Consider the following 18,413-nt stretch of genomic DNA (forward strand, 5'->3'; position numbering starts at 1 on the left):
CTATTCTCCTTTGGTGTTTGAATTATCAAGTAATTGCTTGTTCATTTCGCGTAATAAATCTGATTGTTTCCAACCTTGTTTTTGCTCATCGGGATAGATGAGTTGTTCTGGCATGGAAACGATAGCTTCGCTTTCGTTATGTGCATTATTTTTGTTTCGTTCATAGAAAGAAGAAATCTCTCGTTCTATCCAAAGTTCTCTTACATCGTCAGGTACACCTTTTGTGTTTCTTGCGTGAGCGACATGAACAAGGTAGTCAAAAAGAACTTTATCTATCTTTAAAACTGGATATTCAAAAGTCTCAATGCCATCGCTTGTATTTGCATATTTCAAAGAAACATATTTTTCTAGTAATGAAAGAATAGAGTCGTCGTTCTTTCCAGTACAAATATAATCATGTGAAACATTGTAATGTTCGGCTATACTATACTGATTTTCTAATGTTAATTGAGTTTCGCCATTTTCAATTTTTGAAATGGAATTTTGAGATAAACCGATGGCTTCACCAAGTTCTGTTTGGGATTCGCCCCTTTTTTCGCGTAGGTTTTTTATTCGTGAGCCTACTTCTTTTTGCCTAACATTGAAATCCATAGCGCCTCCTTCTATATAAAATAATACATTAGTAATTATAACTCTAAAAGATATCACCTACAAGGATAAAATGATATTGGATGATGAATTATAAATCCAAAGTTAATAATTTTGTAGATAAACGGCTACTTTGTAATTCCTAATAATATTGAATATACTACAATCAACGGAAATGCAACCGAATAATGCTAAAGCCGATATCGGCAGAAGCGGAAAGGAGAAACGAGATTATGCAGGCTCAGTTAGTAGGTGTTCAGCACATCAATTGTACAAACAACTCTGGCGAAGCAATCAACGGAACTAATCTTTTTGTAGCATTCAAAGATGAGAATGTTGAAGGACTCCGCACAGAGAAGTTTTTCTTGAAGGACGGAATCAACCTTCCTAAAGAAACAAAGCTTAATGACAAGCTCGAGCTTTCTTTTAATCATAAAGGAAAAATTGAAGCTGTCTACAAGGCAAACTAATTAACACAGTTTCCGTCAGGGGTATTTACTAATGCCCCTGATGGATTCTTTTTGAAAGGAGTTATTATCTATGGATAAAAATATAGATTACATACAACAGAGAAGGAACAGAAAGAAACAACAGCTTCGTTTGAGATTAGGAGTATTGCAGATGATTCATAAACCGCTTTTAAGTCTTTGCCTTATTCCGATTGTTGCTTTGGCAGTTTTCATTTGGGTAAAGAGGGATGTGATTATTTCTTTAATGGCTGTTCCTGAAATATTGTTTCCAGTATGGAAGTATTCAATTTCATTTATAGCATTACTTTTCCCTTTCCTTCTGATCTGGGGATTGATAGAGCTAATCGGAAATCTCACAGCACAGAGGGATGAAGGGGATATTGAAGAAGCATTTCAACCTCAGGACTTGCGAAATGGATACCCTATTCTTATGAATAAGAAACGCATTAAAGGAAACAAAGTTATAATGAGAGAGTTTAAGCATCCCAATGAACCGCTGGATAGAAAAGCAGGATGATATTGCTGATTCGATGAATGTTCACTTCGTTGAAAAGATAAAGTACGGCGGTAAATCAAATGGCAAGAGGATTGTAATATATAACGCATCAGGAAGAAAACCATCTGTTCAGGGTAAATTGTATGATGATGAGCTCTGATTTAGTTCTCGGCTATGATTACGATAAATGGTATGGCTATGGCTTGAAACAACCAATTACAACAGATATTTCTACAAAGACCAATAGCCATACAATATTATGTGGAATGTCTGGAAGCGGTAAGAGTTACTCAATTAATATACTATTTGCAAAGTTATGTGTTGCAAATCCCGAAGGTACAGTTTATTTCGCTGATTTTAAGCAGGATGATAGCTTTGAATATCTTCGTGGATGTCCTCGTTATTATCCATATAACAGCTCTTTAGAAGCCTTAGAGACCGTATACGAGATTCTTCACAAGAGACAGTCTGGAGAAGATACATCGAGAAATCCGGTCACGCTTATATGGGATGAATATATGGCGAATATTCTTGCTATACAGAGCACGGAGAAGAAAAAAGCAGATGAAGTTATGCGTAAAGTATCAGAAATATTGATGCTTGGACGTTCTTTGGCTGTAAGGCTCATTATTTCTTGTCAACGTCCAGATGCTTCCCCTTTTCCCTCAGGTAGTCGTTTGAACTATGGAATAATCATAATCGTAGGTGCTCCAATAAGAAGCATATATGAAATGCTTATACCGAAAGAATACATTGACAAAATCGGTGATAGAAACTTTGTTATAGGCGAAGGCATTGTATTATTGCAGGGGTCTAAACTTGGGTTTGTAAAAGTGCCTTTATTCGGGATGCGGAGAAAATGAAACAGATATGTATTGGTGCATTAACAAAATGAAAGACGTGTCGGGCGGTGGCGAAGCCACAAGCCCGTACACTGTCGGCATAGTATTACCCGACAGTGCACAAACACGAAAAAGCACACTAACCGTAAGGGTTTGCAGCATGTTCGTGTCAGTGCACAAAAAGAACAAAGGGGGTGATTTGATAGATACACAATCCTTCATGTATCAATTAACAATCAATGCGCCCATAGAAAAGGGATTTACCTATTAGCACATTGTTAAAATTATCAGAAGAAATTTCAAAACAATAACATATTTCTGTATGGCTGATGAGCAAGGTTCTTTATTCCATACACATGTATATGTTGTTTTTGCTTCTCGGGTTCGGTTCAGTATGATAAAAAAATACTTTCCCGAAGCTCACATTGAAAAGTGCAGGAGTTTTGTATCGGATAACGTAAAATACATAAAGAAATCTGGAAAATGGGAATTAGACGAATCGAAGCAGGAAAAAAAGATAGAAGGAACATTTGAAGAATATGGAACACAACCACCAGATAGTAAGGGAAAAGGGAGTGATATGTCAGACCTTTATCAGATGATTCTTGATAATATGACAAATGCTGAGATTCTTGCAATAAATCAGGATTACATTTTGCAGATAGATAAACTCGACAAAATACGTACGACCATATTAACAGAACGATATAAAGAGACTGTGAGACTTGATATAGAAGTAACATATATCAGTGGTACAACTGGTACTGGAAAGACAAGAGGCGTCTTAGAGAAAAACGGTTATTCAAATGATTATCGTGTTACCGATTATTTGCATCCATTCGATTCTTACTGTTGCCAACCCGTGATTTGCTTTGATGAATTTCGCTCGTCACTAAAGCTCAAAGAAATGCTTATGTATTGTGATATATACCCGATAGAACTACCAAGCCGATATACTAATAAATACGCATGTTTCAATAAGATGTATATCATTTCAAACTGGGCGTTAGAAAAACAGTATTCAGAGATTCGGAGAGAAGATGATGAATCATGGAAAGCGTTCCTCAGGCGTATTCATAAAGTGATTGTTTTCGATGTTACTGGTAAGAAAATCGAGTATGAATCTGTTAAGGCATACTTTGACAGAGATAACAATTTTATGACCTATGCAGGGGGTGATTTACCATTTGATTGATGAAAGGGGGCAACTGATATTAAGAAAGAAATACCTATATGGGAAAAAACGAATCTTACATTAGAGGAAGCTTCTACATATTTTGACATCGGAATAAATAAGCTCAGAGAACTTACGAACGATAAAGACTGCCATTTTGTTATATGGTGTGGAAATAAGTGCCTTATCAAGAGAAAGCTTCTGGATGAATACTTAGAAAAGACGTACTCAATTTAATTATTTGGAGATGTATTTTTTCTGTAGACACAGAGAACACGTTTTGACTATAATATAGTTGAGCGTGTTCTCTTTATTGTTAGAAAGGAGAATTATCATGACAGTAGAGAGACGCAAAGATAATAAGAATAGAGTTTTAAAGGAAGGTGAGTATCAGAGAGCAAACGGAACGTTCGAATATAAGTGGAGAGATAAAAAAGGAAAACGTCATTCTGTTTATGTTAAGACACTTGATGAATTACGAGAAATGGAAATTGATGTATTAAGGGATGCTTTAGATGGTATTAGGGCAGACAAGAACGATATTACAATAAATGATTTATATTATCGTTGGGTTCAGTTGAAAAGAGGTTTGAAGCTTAATACTTTTCAGAATTACAAATATATGTTTACTCAATTTATTGAGCCAGATTTTGGAGAAATGAAAGTTGCTGAATTAAAGTGGTCAGATGTTAGAGCTTTTTATAATCATCTCTCAGATACACAGCATTTAAAGACAGCAACCATTGACAATGTACATACCGTTCTCCATCAAGTATTAGAATTAGGCGTTGAAGATGATTACCTTCGTTACAATCCATCAGATAATATATTAAAGGAACTGAAAAAAGCGCATAATAACGATACAGACAAAAGAAGAGCTTTAACAGTTCCAGAGCAGGATTTGTTTGAAAGCTTTCTAAGGGAACAAGGACAGTATCATAGATGGTATCCTATCTTTACAGTTCTTTTATGGACTGGAATGAGGGTGGGTCAAATCACTGGCTTGCGCTATTGTGATATAGACTTGAATGAAGAAATAATTAGTGTCAATCACACTCTTGTTTATTTCGATAAAGGTGGTACTGAAAGATGCGGTTTTTCAATCAATACACCAAAGACTAAAGCAGGAGAAAGAATAATTCCTATGTTACCAAAAAGTAAAAAAAGCGTTTTTGATGGAAAAGGAATACTAGAAAGAATGTGGACTAGCTTGTAATGCAGTAGTTGATCGATATACAGATTTTATCTTTATCAATCGTTTTGGTGGTGTTAAGCATCAAGGAACACTCAATAAAGCACTTAGAAGGATTATTCGTGATTGTAATTATGAGGTGCTTGATAAAGGCTAGAAAGATGCAGTAACACTTCCTAAATTTAGTAATCATTCACTTAGACATACGTTCAAAACTCGAATGTGTGAAGCAGGAGTTAATATTAAAGCTATGCAGGATATTCTTGGACATGCTGATGCAGAAACTACAATGGACATTTACGCAGAAGCAACAAAGGACTTAAAGAAAGCTGAACTTATTAACTTTGAGGATTATTTTAACACACAGAGGAAAAAGCAGACTGGTACAAATTAGCTTACGACCATCTTACGACAGATTTACGACCATTTATAAAGACTGGCATAGAGTTGTAATATGGCAGAGAAAAAAGAACATCCAGAAATGGGGATATGTAGAGAATTATAGAGTTATAAATAAATCGGTATGATTTCCCGACGATGAAGTCATTGGATAAATAATAAACAATAGGAGCCTTGTATTTACCAGGTTTCCCAGATATCACAAACGGCAAAAAGTCCTTTATCAATTGTAGAAATATGATTGATAGAGGGCTTATTTTAGTGCCTTAAATTATAGGTTAAAGCTACTAATTATCAATATTCGGTAGTTGTTTTTTATTGCCCAAGATCAGGTAAGTTAAGATTTCACAGATGAAAGTACTATTTTTTTGAGTAGCAAACGGAAATATGATATAATTGAGACAGACTGTACATTTATGGAAGGATTCTATATGAATATGAATAAACAACATGGATTGGGTAGTACTGATAAAATGCCAAGAGAATACTTAGAAGCTATATTATTGAGTGATAAAGGAATACAATTGTTAGAAGATGAACTTTTTATAATTTCTCCGGAATTAATTGTTTGCAAAAATTGTGAACAAAATATGCCAGCTCACCGTGTACCAGTACTTGCCCATACCTATGAGGTAGTAAACGGCGTAAAGAAAGATATCACCCTGAAACTGGCTGCTTTGTATCATGATATTGGCAAACCTTATACCAAGAGAACAATCAATGGAGTTGACAGCTTTAAGGGGCATGAGAAGATCAGCGAATTACTGGCGGATTTGATTTTACAGAGACTAGGATTTGAAGATAATGTCCGACAGGATGTTTGTTTATTAATTAGATTTCATGATTTTGATTTATCACCCACTAAAGAAAGTATTGATGATATCATACAAAAAACTGGTGCAAAATTGGTGCTGCCTTTACTGGAACTACAGCTATCTGATTTACTGGCTCATTCTGAGCAAAAAGTAAATGAATTTATTTCTATAAGAGAAAGCACCTTAAAATATTATTTAAATTACTTAGAAAATAAGATTGAGTCATAAGCAATGAGTGTGGAGGAGGTTACGAGGAAAGGGGAAAAAATAATATGGGTAAAGAAGAAAAATTGAGTATATTTATTAGTCTTGTCCTACGACATAACCCTGGAGCCGCCGGTATTCAGTTAGACGAGCATGGGTGGGCAAATGTCGAAGAGCTGCTTGAAGGTAAAAGCTCCACAGGTCGAACGATTGATATTAAAATGCTTGCAGAGATCGTAGCCACATACAATAAGCAACGTTATAGTTTCAATGCAGATAAAACGCTGATTCGAGCAAACCAGGGCCACAGTATTCCGGTAGATGTGGAATTGTCAGAGCAAGAACCACCTGAATTACTTTCGAACATCCAACACACATAACATTTGTATTGCATTTACGGTAGATGATGTAGGTGGCGAATTTGAGAGATTAAAAGAATTTGGCATTGAAATTGTTGATCCTCCAACCCAAGACCTTGGGGCGCAAAAAATATGAATTTCTTAGATCCTGACAATAATCTTATAACTTTTAGATGTTTTCCTAAATGACCTCCAAATATATTTCATGCAACCAAAGATAAAAACAATTATGTTTTCATATATATTGCGTTTTTAATAATGTGGTGATACAGTATATAGTGTGACAAGAATCTGCATTGTAATATAAATAATGGAGAAGTCAGAAAGCAGATCTACCCTGAGGTTGTAAAATAAAAAAAGTTAGGGATAGGATATGTTCACCTCCTTTTTCTAATGCAAAAGAGGTATTAAATATGAAAGCCTATGAACGTGAGACAGATATGTGGAACAAGATATTTGAAGAATATCAGCCATTGGATCTAAGAGAGATAGAACTAAAGGTTGAACCAATGTTTGACGAAGCGTTGGAACTGTTTGCCAGCAGAACAAAACGAGTGTTGGACTTTGGATGCGGAACTGGTGATGTTTCTTTTCAATATCTGCAGTATCAACCAGATCATCAGATTATTGGAGTAGATAAAGCAGAAACAGGTATTAGATTTGCAAAAGAAACAGCCAAGCTGAGTCATTATAGAAGAACCCATTTCTTTACTGGAGGAGAGGAATTCTTAGATCAGTTTGAGGAAGAGAAGTTTGACGGAATTATTTTATCAAATGTTCTGGATGTAATGCCTAAAGATGTTTCCAGTGAAACGATGCTTAAGTTAAACAGTCTCTTGAAACATGACGGCTACTGGTTTATCAAAATGAACCCTTATTATTCTAAAGAAGAACTTGATTCGTTTGGCTATCAGAAAAAAGGGGGGAATCTATATGAAGAAGAAGGGATACTTCATCTTCGTCAGGCCACTACAGAATATTGGAAGAAACAGTTATCAAAATTTGGTGAGATTATTTCTTATTTAGAATTCCAATATACTTGGCAGAAAGGTATGAACAGGCTCTTTGTAATTAAAAAATAAACATCGAATTTAAACATATCTCTACGGCAACAGGTACTATTGTGGACGAAAAAAATGAGGATATGACAGTAAATAAAAAAGACAGAGTTATTAAAAACAACATTCTTACGAATTTTTCGGGAATATTATTTTTAGAAAGCTCTGTCTTTTTATTTTCTTAAAGTATACGGTAGTCCATATATTCCTTAACAAGAGGAGTACAAGTGTTTATGCAGGTCTTCTTTCCGGTGTTACAGATAAAGCGTATTCTGTTTTGCTTTGGGTAATACAGGAGTATATTAAGCTGGTGATTGATCCCAAAACTGCCGAAGGCTGGGCGAAAAATAATAAATGAATGAAAACAGTCTCCAACATGGCTTTTGCAGTCGGCCATGTTAAGGGGCTGTTTTTATTGCAGCAAGGTAAAACAATCGCACACCAGTCTTATCCAGCATAGCTATCCCTCCTGATGCTCGTCAATGAGCTGCCTGATTTCGTAGCTTACAATAAATCTGTTTGCTCCGCTTTTCCCTTGTCTCTCAGCTGAAATAAGTTGATGAATTACTTTACAGAGCGGTACTGACCCGGAGTTTTTCCCATGTGCTTTTTAAATACCCGGATAAAATTCTGCTGTGAATTGAATCCTGTTGCAGAAGCGATTTCTCCAATGGTATCCATACCGACATCCAGCAGTTCCTTCGCCTGATCAATACGATGACGGTTCAGATATTCGACGAAGTTTATTCCAAAGCTCTCCTTAAATAATTTACTTAAGTAGCTGGTGGTTGTACCGCACTCTTCAGCCAGAAGATTAAGTGACAAGTCAGGATCCGTATAATGTTCCTCGATAAATCGCTTTGCTTTAATCAAGTATTTATGCTGCTGTTTCTGATATTTACTAAAGAGGAGATGGATGGCGGCGATACAGAATCGTTCCATATATTCTTTTACTGATTCAGGCGTTAATTCCACATCTGTTTTATAAGCCAAATCCTCAAAGACAAATGCATATTCTTTCTGGTTCGTTTCTATAATGTTATACGTTGTGAGGGTGTTTTGAAATGCCTGCCGATAGCACTCAAATGCACCATATGTTTCATCCGGTGATTGCCCCTTATAGATAAGATTGCATAGTTGTAATGATTTTTGCATAGCCAACTCATCATTTCCTTCCATCAGGTATCCGGTAATAGCCGAGAGCTGTACCTGGAAATAACTATAGTTCAAAGTTACAGAATCATCGGGTTCTTCTGATTCAATCATCAGGTTTTCTTTAGTCAGGTATTTTTTCTGGGTAAGCCTCTTCAGGGTTTCTATATATGAGACAGAGATATGTTGCAAGGAATTGCATTTTGGTCCGATCTCCATCCAAGCTTGCTCCTGGATATCCATAAGTTCGTAAAAAATTTGCTCTAATTTAATTTCTAAGTTTGTGATTTGATATTGGTTTGCATTTGGGTTGTATTGGATCATAAATGCATAGAGGCTCTTATCAACTTGTTGAAAGATATAATTGCAAAGCTTGTCTGTGTAGTCATTAAGCAAACGGGACAAGTGCTCCAAAATCTGCTCCCGTTTTGTAAATTCAAGTGTATCTGATACCGTCAGCGCCACAATACCAAAGGTTCCGTAGGGTTTTAAAGGACTCTCTAAATTGGTGAGCATAGTTTCTATGTATTCCTGTTCCAGTGGTTTGCCGTTTAGCAGCTCAAAGTAAAATTCTCTGGATATCTGAGGGACCATGCTGCCCAGGATTTGATCTAATTCTTCCCTCTTCTGGGAAATGGTAAAGAACCGCTCCGTCAAGAATTCCCATTCATTTTTGACGGCTCCTTGATCCGTTCCCCCGATAGAAACCATTTTCGTCAGTTTCAAAATTGGAAAATAGCTTAAATAGAGAATACAGGCGGTGAGTATGATGCTGAGTACCATTATCAAAATTAAAAAAGGAAAAGCATTTTTCAAAGCGTCTTTGATTCCGGGTGAAAAGTAGGTGTCATTGACTGACAGAACCAGGTTTATATGTGACTGCTCAGAGGGGAAGAAGAAGTAATGATACCCATCAATGTTCCGGGTACCGGTATTATCTATATCTGCATCGGATAATATGCTGAAAACATGCTCTGGAAGTCTTTGGTAGTCAATCAAATTCGGAAAGAGCGGATTCCAGTTGTTATCATAGGCCAGAAGGTAACTGTAAGAGGTTTGGCTGGCTGACAATGTACTGCCAAAAATGGTACTGGAATTAAGCTTCATGTATAAGGTGCCGAGGCTTTTATCTCTATTTAACGGAAAGTCACGGACAAGGTAAATTCTTCCGTTATACAGTTCGATAGAAGTTGTACGACCGCTTTTTAATAAAGAGGTCGTGTGATAATTCCCAATATGGTTTTTTATCAAATTTATTTCTGAAAACTGATCCAACGTACTTGCTGCATAGGTTGATGTGAGTATCTGATCTGTTTTGCGTATATGCAGATAGATTTCTTCGATCGCTTCATTTTCCTGGCAATAGCCGTTTAAGACAGATAGTACCTGATAGTTAGAGGCATGTTCCTGGGGTTTGGGACTGACCACAGAGTCGATGATCGCCGCATCATAGGTAATATGTGTGAGTGAATCGTGATAACCGAAGAGCAGTGTATCCAGGGTTTGGGATGACACTTTTACCATATTTGAATAGGTCTGATTATTTTTCTGCATAATGGAGTTTGTGGTTTGATGATTTACAACAAAAGAAGTAACAACCATCAATATCGTACTGAATCCCAACAGTACAGTGAAGAGTTGGGGAAGCAATTTTTTGTTTTTAAATTGGTTTAAAGTTATTTCATGTTCCATGCGATTCACTCCTGTTTACAATTGTTCAAGTATTGCAATATTAGTATAACCAATTAAAATTAACACCACAAGCACAACATTTTAACAATAATTATCTTTTGAACAATATTTATTCTGTCAGGATAAAATTTGAGTAAAAAGAGAAGAATCGCTTATTTACAGAGGCATTACTGATGAAATATACTCAATACACACAACAAGCTTGTTAGCGAGTAACAAATTTTATGCATTGAGGAAAAAAAGAGAGGAATGTATTTATGAGAAAAAGCAAAATGCTATTATCCTGTTTATTGGCAGTGGCAGTCAGTGCTTCGACACTTGCAGGATGCGGGGGCGGCAACAGTACGTCCGGAGGCAAAGGATCAGAAAGTGTATCTTCAACTAATAATAACGGAAAAAACGAAAATGTTGTAACCTTTTCCATGTCGGAGGATGTCTATACCTGGGATACGATGGGGCAGCCGGTGGTGCCGTTTTACAGTATCCAGTTACTGATTTATGATATGCTGGTACGAACCGATCATGCAGGAAGCTATGAACCTGGGTTGGCGACGGAATGGAGTGTATCGGATGATGGACTTGACTGGACCTTTAAATTGAGAGAAGGGGTCAAATTCCACAATGGCGAGGAATTTAATGCGGAATGTGTCAAAGCTACACTGGAACGAGGAGCATTTGATACAACCCTGAATATGAATTTCCTTTGGTCTGACATTGAAGAAGTAGAAGTGGCGGATGATTATACGGCAATTATACATTGTAAAAAACCGATTGGCGATATGCTCAATCAGCTGACTTACATGCCGATGCTGCCGGCGAAAGCATTGGTGGAACATGGCGAAGAGCTGTTCAAAACCAATCCGGGCACCGGAGCATGGAAATTTGACAGCTGGGATCCGGGCAATGAGGCTGTGTTTGTAAGAAATGATGATTACTGGGATTGGGGAGAGAACAAATCTAATGTTGATAAAATTATTTACAAACCAATCTCTGAAGATACCACTCGTGTATCCAGTATGAGAACCGGTGAGTTTGATCTCATTTCCAATATTCCGCCGGATCAGGTGGAGGTTTTGGCAGGCAGTGAGGGCGTTGTTGTGGATTCCCAGCCAGGTACCACCATTTCCTGGATGGCACTCCAGAGCGGGGCAGGAAAACCATTTGCTGATAAGAATGTGCGTCTGGCTCTGACTCATGCGATTGACAGACAGTTGATTGTAGAAAGCATCCTTGGCTCCGGTTCGCCTGCCTTTTGGCCGGTCATGGAAGGGGTGACCGGTTATGATAAGGAACTGGAAGCGAAATATAATCAATATGATCCGGAACTGGCAAAGCAGTTATTGGCTGACAGCAGTTATAATGGCGAAGAAGTTTATTTTATGGCGATTGATGGAAAGGTTCCGCGAACCAAAGAGGTGCTTCAGGCGGTTATGTCGATGATGACCGAGGCCGGATTTAAAGTAAAACTGGAGATTATGGAGGGAGCTACTTTCGTTTCCAAACGTTCCGCAGGAGATTATGACATTGCCTTTTCTAACGTATTTTATAATAACGGTTCCCCATGGCGTCATATGATTACTCACTGGCTGTCTGACTCTTGTAATACGGAAATGGAAAATCCGGAAGTAACCGCATTGCTCACAGAAGCCAAAGAAACTATCGACTTAGATAAGCAGAATGAATTATTGAAAGAAGCGTTTACCTTGATAATGGAAGATGGCGGCAGAATGTGCTATTTTATCAACCTGGATACCATCAATGCTTATTCTGACAAATTGAGCGGAGTGAATGCGTATAATGACACCATTATCGATTTGTCCAGAGTAATGAAAAATTAATTTACCTACGAGGAGGGATTGGAATGCAGAATTTTATGCGATTTATGGCAAAGAGATTATTATCTGCCATCATTGTGCTTTTCGGTGTCTCCGTCGTAGCTTTTACGCTGATGCGTCTGGCCCCTGGCAATCCGGCAGCTCTGATGCTGGCGGATAATGCCACGCCGGAGCAGATCGCAGCGGTAGAAGTTAAGATGGGGTTAGATAAACCGTTGATCCAGCAATATCTCATATACATATCGGGCGTACTAAGGGGAAATTTGGGCACCTCTATTTTTTTTAACCGTTCTTGCGGTGAATTGATATTTGGACGTCTGCCGGCTACCGGTATTTTGACATTTTCGGCAGTGTTGGTTTCGATTTTGGTCAGTTTCCCGATGGGTATCATTTCCGGAATTAAAAAGGGTTCGGCCATTGATTTCGGGTCCATGGTCTTTGCTCTTTTAGGTATGTCCATGTCACAGGTATGGCTGGGACTGTTGTTTATTTTATTTTTCGGTGTTTACCTAGGAATCCTGCCGACACAGGGGTATGGTTCGTTCCGTAATTTGATTTTGCCGGCATTGACCTTAGGACTGCCGCTGGCGGCATTAGTGACGCGGATGCTTCGGTCCGGCATGTACGAAGTGCTTCAGGAGGATTACATAACGGCTACGAAGGCACGCGGAATCAGCAACTGGAAGGTCTATACCAAATATGCTCTTAAGAATGCACTGCTCCCAACGATTACAATTATCGGTATGCAGATTGGGCAATTGCTGGCCGGGGCAATCATCGTTGAGCAGGTGTTTGGATGGCCGGGTCTTGGAAGCCTGACGGTCAAGGCAATCAACATGCGGGATTTTCCGCTGATTCAGTCGATTCTTTTGGTTTCAGCGGCGTTATTTGTGGCGATAAACATTCTGGTAGACATCATCTATGTGGTGGTCGATCCCCGGATGAATCTGGATTAGGGGGTAATATAGATGAAGAAAAGTGAATTATTCAGAAGGATGAAAAAGTCCAAATTCTTTATTATCGGCTCACTGATTGCGGTGATTGTCATCTTGGTTGCTTTCACTTCTCCGTTATTTGTGGTTCACGATCCGATTCAGTCAGATTTACGTAAGCGGCTGATATCACCAGAATTCTTAGCCGGTGGTATTCGTGGACATATTCTGGGTACGGATGCACTGGGGCAGGATATTTTCACCCGACTGGTCATGGGCTGTCGGATTTCCCTGCTGATCGCGGCGGCAGGCGTGTTGATTCCGGCAGTGATCGGAACCGCACTAGGAGCAATTGCCGGTTACTTTGGCGGATCGATCGACAATGTGATTATGCGTATCTGTGACATCCAGCTCTCGATCCCAACCATGGTTCTGGCGATTACCGTTATGGCAATTTTCGGCAACAGTGTTCCTAATCTGCTGCTGGTTCTGGCTGTTGTCGGCTGGACCTCCTACACCAGGGTTGTGCGGGGGAGTGTCATGGGTATCCGTAATTCGGAGTTTATCCAAGCGTCTCGGGTACTGGGAGCATCCAATGCCAGAATCCTGATTACCCAGATTCTGCCTTGCGTGCTGACACCTTTGATTATTCTGATGAGTCAGCAGATTGGTTTTGTTATTTTGACAGAAGCAAACTTAAGCTTTCTTGGAATGGGAGTACCGCTGCCGCAGCCTTCTCTTGGCTCCATGATTGCGGATGGCCGGGAGTATATTGCAACCGCTCCCTGGACGGTTGTGGTTCCAGGTGTCACCCTTATGATTATCGTGTTGGCGTTTAATTTCCTCGGTGACGGAGTGCGGGACATTCTCGATCCAAAGAATAAAGATTAGGAATGGGAGAGTAAACGATGGCTAAACTATTGGAGATTAAAGGCCTGCAGGTGGAATACAGGACCGGGCGGGCAACGGCTAAAGCCTTAAATGGAATCAACTTATCGATTGAAAAGGGGGAAGCACTGGGGCTGGTCGGTGAGACCGGAGCAGGAAAAACAACAATTGCACTTTCGGCTTTAAATTTGTTGCCTGCCGATGTCGGCAAAATCACAGGCGGTTCTATCCATTTTGATGGAGAATCCGTATTGGATATGAATGAGAAAAGCTTGGAAGGAATGCGCGGCAATAAGATTTCCATGATCTTTCAGAATCCGCTGAGTTCATTAAATCCGCTGTTTACCGTTGGTGAGCAGATCTCAATGGTATTGCGCAAGCATGAAAATCTCAGCCAGAAAGATGCCCTTAAGAAAGCGGAAGGGTTGCTTGAGATGGTCGGTATTGCCAAATACCGTCTGGAAGATTATCCGCACCAGTTTTCTGGAGGAATGCGTCAGAGGGTAGGTATCGCAGCCGCTCTGGCCTGCAATCCGGAACTGTTGATTGCTGATGAGCCTACAACTGCGTTGGATGTTACGATTCAGGCACAGATTTTGGAACTGATGAAAGAACTGCAGAGAAAACGTTCCAGTTCCTTGCTCATGATTACCCACAATCTGGGGATTATCGCCGAGCTGTGTCAAAAGGTGGCGGTCATTTATGCAGGGACGATTATTGAGTATGGTACGGTCAGGGAAGTTTTTACCAACCCTCAACACTGGTATACCAAAGGGCTGCTGGGGGCAATCCCCAGTCTGACGGGCCCGCGTAACCGTCTGACGTTTATTCCGGGGAATGTGGCAAATGCTAATGCTCTGCCGACCGGATGTAAATTTCATCCCCGCTGCAGCTATTGCACTGAACAATGCAAACAAGAGATGCCGGCATTACACGAATTTTCAGATGGACATTTTGTCGCATGCTGGGAGCGGGAGGGGCAGTGAAGATGAATAATACAATGAAACATGAACAGTTACCTCTGATTGAGGTACAGAACTTATATAAGCATTTTAAGGTGAAGAATAAAGGCATGCTGCATGCGGTGGATGGCATCAGCTTTTCCGTCCAGCCGGGGGAGACACTTGGTCTGGTTGGAGAATCTGGATGCGGAAAATCGACGGTTGGAAATGTCATCATGCGGCTGCATCAGGCAACGGATGGAAAGGTGTTGTTTAAAGGCAGCAATGTACTTGAGTCCAAAGGACTGGAGAGTATGGAGTATAAGAAGAAAATTCAGATTATCTTCCAGGATCCGTACTCATCGCTGAATCCGAAAAAGACCATTAACAGCATTATGCAGGAGGCTTACAGCATTCATAATTTATGTTCTGGTACGGAACGGCAAAAGAAAATTGAAGAGATTATTGAGCTGTGCGGCCTTGAAAAGTATGTCCTTGAAAAGTATCCGCATGAATTGGATGGCGGAAAACGCCAGTTGATTGGGATTGCCCGGGCATTGTCATTGGGACCGGAGTTTATTGTCTGTGATGAGCCGGTATCTTCCCTGGATGTCTCAATCCAGGCAACGATCATCAATCTTTTGATGGATCTCCAAAAAAAGATGAACCTGTCCTTTTTGTTCATTTCCCATGACCTCAGTGTGGTGCGTCATATTTCCCAGCGGGTTGCAGTGATGTATCTGGGGCAGATTATTGAGATCGCGGATACGGATGATATTTTTGCGGATGCTTATCACCCCTATACGATTGCTTTGCTGTCGGCAGTGCCGAAGCTTGACTTTGAAGACAAGAACAGCCGTATTGTTTTAAAAGGTGATGTTCCCAGCCCGATCAATCCTTCCGATGGGTGCCGGTTTGCTCCGCGGTGTTTTATGGCAAAGGAGATTTGCAAAACGGAGAAGCCGGAACTGAAAGAAGTGGGTGAAGGACATTGCGTTGCATGTCATTTTTATGAGGAAAGCCAGAAACGTGCCAGAGAAATTGAGCTTGGCATGGCGGCTGATAAAGACGGAGGACATAATGGATACAAAGATTAGAGACATCAGGGTGATTTTTACCGCACCGGAAGGGATTAATCTGGTGGTGGTGAAGGTGGATACCAACCAGCCCGGGCTTTACGGCCTGGGGTGTGCAACCTTTGCATATCGCCATCTGGCGATAAAAACGGTAGTCGATGAATATTTAAAGCCATTGCTGGTGGGACGGGATGTAGACCGGATTGAGGACCTGTGGCAATTGATGCACCAGAATGCCTATTGGCGTAACGGGCCGATTGAGAACAATGCGATTTCCGGTGTCGATATGGCTCTTTGGGATATCAAGGGCAAGATGGCAGGGATGCCTGTTTATCAGTTATTTGGCGGCAAATGCCGGGAGGGTATTCCGGTTTACCGCCATGCGGATGGGCGTGATGTAGAAGAGGTTTGTGATAATATCCTGAAGTTTCAAGCCATGGGAATTACCAATATCCGCTGCCAGTGCGGTGGTTATGGGGGCGACAGCTATGGAACGGTACCGAAAACCGCACCACTGGGAGCTCTGCCTGGGATTTATCTTGACTCGGGGGAATACATACGCAATACCGTAAAATTATTTGAAGGAATAAGAGCGAAAATTGGATATGAGATGAATCTGGTTCATGATGTTCATGAACGGATTGCACCGATTGAGGCAATTAAGCTGGCCCGGGCCTTGGAGCCGTTTGATTTATTCTTTTTGGAGGATCCGGTTCCGATTGAACAGCTTCCCTGGCTTCGGAATTTGCGAGGCCAGACCAGTATCCCGATTGCTGAAGGGGAATTATTTAATAATAGTGTAGAATGGAAACAGATTATCGCAGAGCAGTTGATTGACTTTATCCGGGTTCATATCAGTCAGGTTGGAGGGATTACCCCGGCCAAAAAGTTACAGGTGTTTGCGGAACAATATGGTGTGAGGACGGCCTGGCACGGTCCCGGAGATATGTCTCCGATTGCCCATGCCGCCAATATCCATATTGACTTGGCAGCACCGAACTTTGGTGTTCAGGAGTGGTCAGGAATTGAACCGCCGAACTTTGTGATCCAGGATTTGAAAGGGCCGCATGGAGCGTTGTTGGAGGTTTTTCCGGGATTACCGGAATTTAAAGATGGTTATGTGTATGCCAATGACAAGCCTGGGCTTGGCGTTGATATGAATGAAACAGAGGCAGCGAAATATCCGTGTGAGAATTGTGTTGTCACATGGACGCAGACAAGACGCAGAGATGGTGCATTGCAGACACCATAGAAAAGATAGAGGATGATAAGATGAAATCTTGTATAATTACCAGTCCGTTTCACTTTGAAGTAAGAGAAGTACCGATTCCGGAACCGGGAGCGGGTGAGGTATTAATTCAGATGAAAGCCGCCGGTGTATGCGGCAGTGATATGCATATTTTCAAGGGTGAGAATCCCTGTTCCAGCTATCCGCTGATACCGGGGCATGAGAATGCCGGAGTCATTGCGAAGGTTGGCGAAGGTGTAGAGAATGTGAAAGTCGGCGATCATGTAGTGGTTGATTTGATTATCACATGTGGCACCTGTTATCAGTGTACCCATGGACGTGAAGAAGTCTGCGAGCAGGTATTGGTGCGGGGCAGCGGAACGGATGGCGGCTGGAGAGAATACTTTACCGCCCCGGCAGATGATGTCTATAAGATTGATGACAATATTCCGTGGCAGAATGCGGCACTGATCGAGCCGATTGCGATCGGGGCTCACTGCACTAAGAGAGCAAGGGTTGTGGCCGATGATACGGTTTTCATCTTGGGAACCGGAACGATTGGAACGATTATTCTACAAGCTTGTAAAGTACACGGTGCGAAAGTAATTTGCTGTGATGTTGATGATAAATTGCTGGAGCGTGCCAAAGGGTATGGTGCGGATTACGTGATTAACAGCAAGAACGAGAATATTATTGAGAGAATTGCCGAGATAACGGACGGACATGGATGTACCGTTGCTTTTGATAGTGCCTGTTTCCCCGGCAGCCTAGAATTAGTGATGCAGTATGGGATTGTCTGCAATGCCGGACGGGTGGTACCGCTGGGCTTTTGCGACAAGCCGGAGGCCATCAGCCAGGCAGATATCAATAAGAGAGAACTAGACATTATTGGTACCCGCATGAGTGCTTATCAGTTTAAACCGGTTGCACAGAATATGGCAGATGGCAAATATCAGCTGGAAGGCCTGGCAACCACATTTGTAAAATTCAGTGAGATAGAGAAAGTGTTTGAAAATATTATAAATCCGGCCCCGGAAGTAAAGAAGACCGTTATTTTATTTGATTAATAGGA

20 protein-coding genes and 1 pseudogene are annotated in these 18,413 nt (G+C 40.6%); 19 read left to right on the plus strand and 2 right to left on the minus strand.

All coding sequences use genetic code 11. The annotated features are described in order from the left end of the window. A complete protein-coding gene (locus BMW45_RS17055; RefSeq protein WP_092246757.1) occupies window positions 1-591 on the minus strand; it encodes a helix-turn-helix domain-containing protein in 591 nt (196 codons plus the stop codon). A gap of 230 nt (window positions 592-821) precedes the next feature. Here BMW45_RS17055 and BMW45_RS17060 point away from each other — a divergent pair, with 230 nt between their 5' ends. The 12 genes and pseudogenes from BMW45_RS17060 (at window position 822) to BMW45_RS17105 (ending at window position 7,621) form a co-directional block, all read left to right on the plus strand. Then, entirely contained in the window at window positions 822-1,058 is a 237-nt protein-coding gene (locus tag BMW45_RS17060) for a hypothetical protein (protein ID WP_092246760.1), read from the plus strand. 70 nt (window positions 1,059-1,128) lie between these two features. Continuing rightward, the gene (locus tag BMW45_RS17065; RefSeq protein ID WP_092246763.1) at window positions 1,129-1,575 is read left to right on the plus strand and encodes a hypothetical protein; all 447 of its coding nucleotides are present in this window, start codon (window positions 1,129-1,131) and stop codon (window positions 1,573-1,575) included. Further along, entirely contained in the window at window positions 1,547-1,714 is a 168-nt protein-coding gene (locus BMW45_RS28245; RefSeq protein WP_207649102.1) for a hypothetical protein, read from the plus strand. The genes BMW45_RS17065 and BMW45_RS28245 overlap by 29 nt, the downstream gene beginning before the upstream one ends. Next, on the plus strand, window positions 1,698-2,417 hold the full coding sequence (locus tag BMW45_RS17070) for a type IV secretory system conjugative DNA transfer family protein (RefSeq protein ID WP_242883142.1): 720 nt from the start codon (window positions 1,698-1,700) through the stop codon (window positions 2,415-2,417). Before BMW45_RS28245 ends, BMW45_RS17070 begins: the two co-directional genes overlap by 17 nt. A 373-nt stretch (window positions 2,418-2,790) precedes the next feature. Continuing rightward, complete coding sequence (locus tag BMW45_RS17080; RefSeq protein WP_330390788.1) at window positions 2,791-3,591, plus strand: hypothetical protein; 801 nt, start codon at window positions 2,791-2,793, stop codon at window positions 3,589-3,591. A 30-nt stretch (window positions 3,592-3,621) separates the two neighbouring features. Next, entirely contained in the window at window positions 3,622-3,807 is a 186-nt protein-coding gene (locus BMW45_RS17085) for an excisionase (protein WP_465220285.1), read from the plus strand. A 97-nt stretch (window positions 3,808-3,904) separates the two neighbouring features. Beyond that, on the plus strand, window positions 3,905-4,786 hold the full coding sequence (locus BMW45_RS17090) for an integrase DNA-binding domain-containing protein (RefSeq protein WP_330390790.1): 882 nt from the start codon (window positions 3,905-3,907) through the stop codon (window positions 4,784-4,786). Between the two features lie 196 nt (window positions 4,787-4,982). Continuing rightward, window positions 4,983-5,156, plus strand: a complete 174-nt coding sequence (locus tag BMW45_RS29220; RefSeq protein WP_330390792.1) for a hypothetical protein — start codon at window positions 4,983-4,985, stop codon at window positions 5,154-5,156. Window positions 5,157-5,592: 436 nt separating this feature from the next. Next, the gene (locus BMW45_RS17095; protein WP_166433408.1) at window positions 5,593-6,204 is read left to right on the plus strand and encodes an HD domain-containing protein; all 612 of its coding nucleotides are present in this window, start codon (window positions 5,593-5,595) and stop codon (window positions 6,202-6,204) included. 44 nt (window positions 6,205-6,248) lie between these two features. Beyond that, window positions 6,249-6,539, plus strand: a pseudogene (locus tag BMW45_RS17100) (RNA 2'-phosphotransferase); the annotation flags it as partial. Beyond that, entirely contained in the window at window positions 6,502-6,675 is a 174-nt protein-coding gene (locus tag BMW45_RS29115; RefSeq protein ID WP_416388666.1) for a VOC family protein, read from the plus strand. The pseudogene BMW45_RS17100 and the gene BMW45_RS29115, both read left to right, overlap by 38 nt. A 277-nt stretch (window positions 6,676-6,952) precedes the next feature. Beyond that, window positions 6,953-7,621, plus strand: a complete 669-nt coding sequence (locus BMW45_RS17105) for a class I SAM-dependent methyltransferase (protein WP_092246778.1) — start codon at window positions 6,953-6,955, stop codon at window positions 7,619-7,621. A 540-nt stretch (window positions 7,622-8,161) separates the two neighbouring features. On the opposite strand, the gene BMW45_RS17110 is transcribed toward BMW45_RS17105, so the two are convergent. After that, entirely contained in the window at window positions 8,162-10,441 is a 2,280-nt protein-coding gene (locus BMW45_RS17110) for a helix-turn-helix domain-containing protein (RefSeq protein WP_092246781.1), read from the minus strand. 257 nt (window positions 10,442-10,698) lie between these two features. Here BMW45_RS17110 and BMW45_RS17115 point away from each other — a divergent pair, with 257 nt between their 5' ends. From BMW45_RS17115 to BMW45_RS17145, 7 genes are read left to right on the plus strand one after another with little or no spacing between them, the layout of a single operon-like run. Beyond that, a complete protein-coding gene (locus tag BMW45_RS17115) occupies window positions 10,699-12,279 on the plus strand; it encodes an ABC transporter substrate-binding protein (protein WP_092246784.1) in 1,581 nt (526 codons plus the stop codon). A 23-nt stretch (window positions 12,280-12,302) separates the two neighbouring features. Next, window positions 12,303-13,232, plus strand: a complete 930-nt coding sequence (locus tag BMW45_RS17120; RefSeq protein WP_051515247.1) for an ABC transporter permease — start codon at window positions 12,303-12,305, stop codon at window positions 13,230-13,232. A 39-nt stretch (window positions 13,233-13,271) separates the two neighbouring features. After that, the gene (locus tag BMW45_RS17125; RefSeq protein WP_330390916.1) at window positions 13,272-14,099 is read left to right on the plus strand and encodes an ABC transporter permease; all 828 of its coding nucleotides are present in this window, start codon (window positions 13,272-13,274) and stop codon (window positions 14,097-14,099) included. A 17-nt stretch (window positions 14,100-14,116) separates the two neighbouring features. After that, window positions 14,117-15,082, plus strand: coding sequence for an ABC transporter ATP-binding protein (locus BMW45_RS17130; RefSeq protein ID WP_092246790.1), 966 nt, complete (start codon window positions 14,117-14,119; stop codon window positions 15,080-15,082). Window positions 15,083-15,084: 2 nt separating this feature from the next. Then, window positions 15,085-16,134 (plus strand): ABC transporter ATP-binding protein, encoded by a 1,050-nt coding sequence (locus tag BMW45_RS17135; RefSeq protein WP_330390793.1) that lies wholly within the window; start codon window positions 15,085-15,087, stop codon window positions 16,132-16,134. Continuing rightward, on the plus strand, window positions 16,118-17,365 hold the full coding sequence (locus BMW45_RS17140) for an enolase C-terminal domain-like protein (RefSeq protein ID WP_025231861.1): 1,248 nt from the start codon (window positions 16,118-16,120) through the stop codon (window positions 17,363-17,365). The genes BMW45_RS17135 and BMW45_RS17140 overlap by 17 nt, the downstream gene beginning before the upstream one ends. 20 nt (window positions 17,366-17,385) lie before the next feature. Then, the gene (locus BMW45_RS17145) at window positions 17,386-18,408 is read left to right on the plus strand and encodes an alcohol dehydrogenase catalytic domain-containing protein (RefSeq protein ID WP_025231862.1); all 1,023 of its coding nucleotides are present in this window, start codon (window positions 17,386-17,388) and stop codon (window positions 18,406-18,408) included. Window positions 18,409-18,413 lie beyond the last annotated feature (5 nt).

It is taken from the genome of Lacrimispora sphenoides (genome assembly GCF_900105215.1).
Lineage (GTDB): Bacteria > Bacillota > Clostridia > Lachnospirales > Lachnospiraceae > Lacrimispora > Lacrimispora sphenoides_A.